General features: G+C 39.6%; 3 protein-coding genes. 1 reads left to right on the forward strand and 2 read right to left on the reverse strand.

The genetic code is table 11. The annotated features are described in order from the left end of the window. Positions 1-119: 119 nt before the first annotated feature. The gene (locus V7659_RS24430) at positions 120-2,207 is read left to right on the forward strand and encodes a hypothetical protein (protein ID WP_335542733.1); all 2,088 of its coding nucleotides are present in this window, start codon (positions 120-122) and stop codon (positions 2,205-2,207) included. 10 nt (positions 2,208-2,217) lie between these two features. Here the strand turns inward: V7659_RS24430 and V7659_RS24435 are convergent, their stop codons facing one another. After that, positions 2,218-2,949, reverse strand: coding sequence for a response regulator (locus tag V7659_RS24435; RefSeq protein ID WP_335542734.1), 732 nt, complete (start codon positions 2,947-2,949; stop codon positions 2,218-2,220). Then, positions 2,912-3,725: sensor histidine kinase (locus tag V7659_RS24440; protein ID WP_335542735.1), on the reverse strand; the 814-nt coding region annotated here is incomplete at its 5' end. The genes V7659_RS24435 and V7659_RS24440, both read right to left, overlap by 38 nt.

The following is a 3,725-nucleotide window of genomic DNA, read 5'->3' on the forward strand; positions in this document are numbered from 1 at the left end:
GGTGTCAGGCACCATGTGAATTATTAAACATAGTGCCTGACACCATGTGAACATTTCCTATCGGTGTCAGGCACCGCCCTCGTGAATAAAATGTAGGAACTAATAAATGGGGTGGAGATATGGATTTTTTTGAGTTTCCAATGATTTTATCCGGGCCGGTTATTCGAAGGGTGGAACCAACACGGATTTATTTTTGGCTTGCCACTAGTAGGAGATTTCAAATTCAAGCTGATTTGTATCAGATCGATCATCAAAGCGAGGGTCAGACCTTTCATAACGAATCACTTGAAACTACATCTGAACTTTCCACTGTCAAGTTTGGAAAACAACTTTATATAAATCTCATTAAAGTAACTCCCTTGACCGGATTATTCCCTACTGACACTCTGATTGGTTACAATCTACATTTTACTCGCAAATCTGAGCAGCACGATTTAGAAAGTCTTCAACTGCTTACTCCTGGCTCCCCTCAATCCATTGTGTTTGGTAAACTTAAATATCCTACTTTCCTGATTAAAAGTGGTGGTAAAAGCAATATCATCTATGGCTCTTGTCGAAAACTCCATGGTGAAGGTGAAGATACTCTCGCTTTTGCTGACTCAATTCTTGAAAAAGAGTACGAAAATATAAATAATCGTCCCGACTCTCTCTTTCTCATGGGTGACCAAATATATGCCGATGATGTTGCAGACCCAATCATCAGGGTTATATCTAGATTGAGTGATGCATTAATAGGACAATCAGAACCCCTTGAACAAGTTGACAGCCATCTTGGTGAGGAACCCTTCCGGACTACAATCAACCAGATAAACGGCAGACAATATATCATCGAAAACTTTTGCCAATTTACTTCCTCACAATCACAAAACCATCTGATGAAACTAGGCGAATTTGCCGCTATGTACTTATTATCTTGGAGCCCTGCGCTTTGGGAGGCAGCACAAGAGCAACATTTATTTCAATCCTTTGATGAAGCAAAAACTAACAATTTAATCCATTTTTCCTTTTCGAATGATAAAATTACTCCAAAGGAATATAAGAGTGAGCATAAGCAACTTAAAAACCGCTATCTCGAACAAGAGGAAGCATTGATACCCGTCCAACATTCCCTTTATTCGGTTCGCCGGCTGCTTGCCAATATCCCGACCTATATGGTATTTGATGATCACGATATTACCGATGATTGGAATCTAACAGCCAATTGGAAAACCAACGTTTTTAATGCTCCATTAGGCAGGCACGTGATTGCCAATGGGCTCACCGCATATTGGGCCTTTCAAGGCTGGGGAAACGAACCTGATGCCTTTGGGGATGATTTTCTTCAATCCATGAAGTCCTATTTGAAAAAAATAAGGAATGGCAACTTCACCTCTTCAAGCCATGAAAAATGGGTAACAAACCTATGGAACTTCAATTCCTGGCACTTTGTTGCACCAACCTACCCCAAGGCTGTTTTTCTCGACACACGAACACTACGCGATTATAATTCGGAGCCCAAATCAGTAAAAATCGGTCAAATTATTAAAGAAACAACAAATCCACCACAACTCCTTAGTCAAAATGGCTGGACACTCGTCACAAACAAGTTAATAACCAGTGGCTGGCAAAATAAAACACCCGTAATTGTTGTTTCCGCCACACCTGTTTACGGGATGGGTTTGATTGAATCATTTTTACACGATTTTGTTTATCCTTTTAAAATACTTGGGGTTGATGTGCAAACATCCTTTGATTTCGAAGCTTGGAAATATAACGGCAAAGGCTTTACAGAATTACTTAATCAAGTTGCCGACTGGAATCCCTCCCTGTGTATTTTTTTATCAGGTGATGTTCATTATGCCTCTTCCGTCAAAGCAACCGTTACATTTACCGATGGTCGCGAGCTAACTGTCCACCAGTTTACGAGCAGCCCTTTTAAAAATATGAGTTTTTCTGGAGTTTGGGGCTTGATGATGAAAACGGTCATTAGCATCAATTCTATAAAAAGAAAAAATAATGATATCCACCGAATCTGTGATCCATCTTATAATATTACCCATGTTGACGGAGAGACTGATCAGCGTCCATTTCTTTGGAAGGATCAATTAAGGTACCAGTATTTGAAAAATCACTCAATCATTGAAACACAAAACAATATAGGGCTTCTGTCGATCTCACCCGAGAAAATTTCCAATACTCTCCTGCAAAAAGAAGAAGGCCCCATTTGAGCCTTCTTCTTTAAGTGTGGTTATGCTGTTTTATTGCCCTCTTAACCAAATAGACACGTTCAGGGCGCCCGACCGTTCCGTAGGCTAAATCTGCATCAATTTTTTCTTCAGACATAAGATGCTCAAGATACCTTCTAGCCGTCGTTCTGCTTACACCTATTTCTTTGGCAACAATCTCAGCCGTTAAGCCATCAGCAACTTTCGACAGAACCTCCAGTACCTTTTCCAGCGTCAGTGGATCAATTCCCTTTGGCAGGTAAGGTTTGTCGCTTTTCGATCCCTCTATTTCTTTTCGCAGCAGCTTGTCCACTTGTTGCTGTGTGACATGGAGATTTTCATTCCTCAATTCTGCCAACTTTGTATAATATTCTTGATACCTCAGCAACGATTGTTTAAACCTCTCAAACACTACAGGTTTAATAATATAATCGAACACACCAATACTAATCGCCTCTTGCACCTTATGAATCTCTTTTGTGGCGGTGATCATGATCACGTCCATTTGCTTACTTTGCTGCTTAGTTTCTTTAAGCAAATCAATTCCATTCATGTCCGGAAAATAGACATCTAACAAGAGTAGGTCTGGCTGTAATAAATCGATATACGTCTTTGCCTCTAAATAGCTTGCCGCAATTCCTACTGTTTGGAATCCAGGAATCTGTTCAATAAACCGCTTTTGAATTTCTGCAATCCGTAAATCATCCTCAACTATTAACACTTCTATATTGGGTTTCAGATTCATTTAAACACCCCCTGTGTTTTGGAATCACAACTGTGAAAATCGTCCCTTCCCCTTCATTCGAGGAAAAAGTTATATATCCCCCTAAACCTGCGATTGCTTCTTTTACAAGGCTTAAGCCGATTCCGGAATTGCTTTGACGGTTTTTCGTAGAAAAGCCATTTTGGAAAATTTGTTCACTAATGCTGTTGTTTATGCCTTTCCCATTATCTTCAATTTCGATGATCAGATCTTTTCCTAAGTCGGTAAGAAACAGAGAAACTCTTTTCTCTACCTTCCCATTTTCTCTCACAGCATCAAAAGCATTATTAACTAGGTTACCAATAATCGTCACTAACGTATCCCTGCTAATTTCTTCTGGCAAATCTCTAAAACTACTGTCACGTTCAATTGTAAGATAAATTTTCAATTCACTGGCTAAACTAACCTTTCCTAAAATAAATCCTGCAATGATCGGATCGGGAATTTCCTTCATTAAGAAGCTAATAAATCCTTGAGCAACATCCACTTCCCTTGAAATGAAATCAATCGCTTCCTTATATGAACCAAGCTGGATCAAACCAAGGAGTGTATAGAGCCGGTTGGAATACTCATGTGTCTGAGCACGCAAGCCTTCAGCATATGCTTTGACATGGGACAATTCCTGAATCAGATTGGATAACTCTGACTTGTTTCTAAAGCTAGCAACTGCTCCAATTACTTCGTCTTTTTTATTAAAAATCGGGATACGATTCACCAAAAATATCTCACCGAAAATCGTAAATTCCCGATCATATTCC

It is taken from the genome of Neobacillus drentensis (assembly GCF_036966985.1).
Classification (GTDB): Bacteria; Bacillota; Bacilli; order Bacillales; family Cytobacillaceae; genus Neobacillus; species Neobacillus drentensis_E.

Excerpts from the sequence above, each read along its gene's own strand:
- V7659_RS24435 (WP_335542734.1), bottom strand. The coding sequence starts at position 2,949 with ATGAATCTGAAACCCAATATAGAAGTGTTAATAGTTGAGGATGATTTA.
- V7659_RS24430 (WP_335542733.1), top strand. The coding sequence starts at position 120 with ATGGATTTTTTTGAGTTTCCAATGATTTTATCCGGGCCGGTTATTCGA.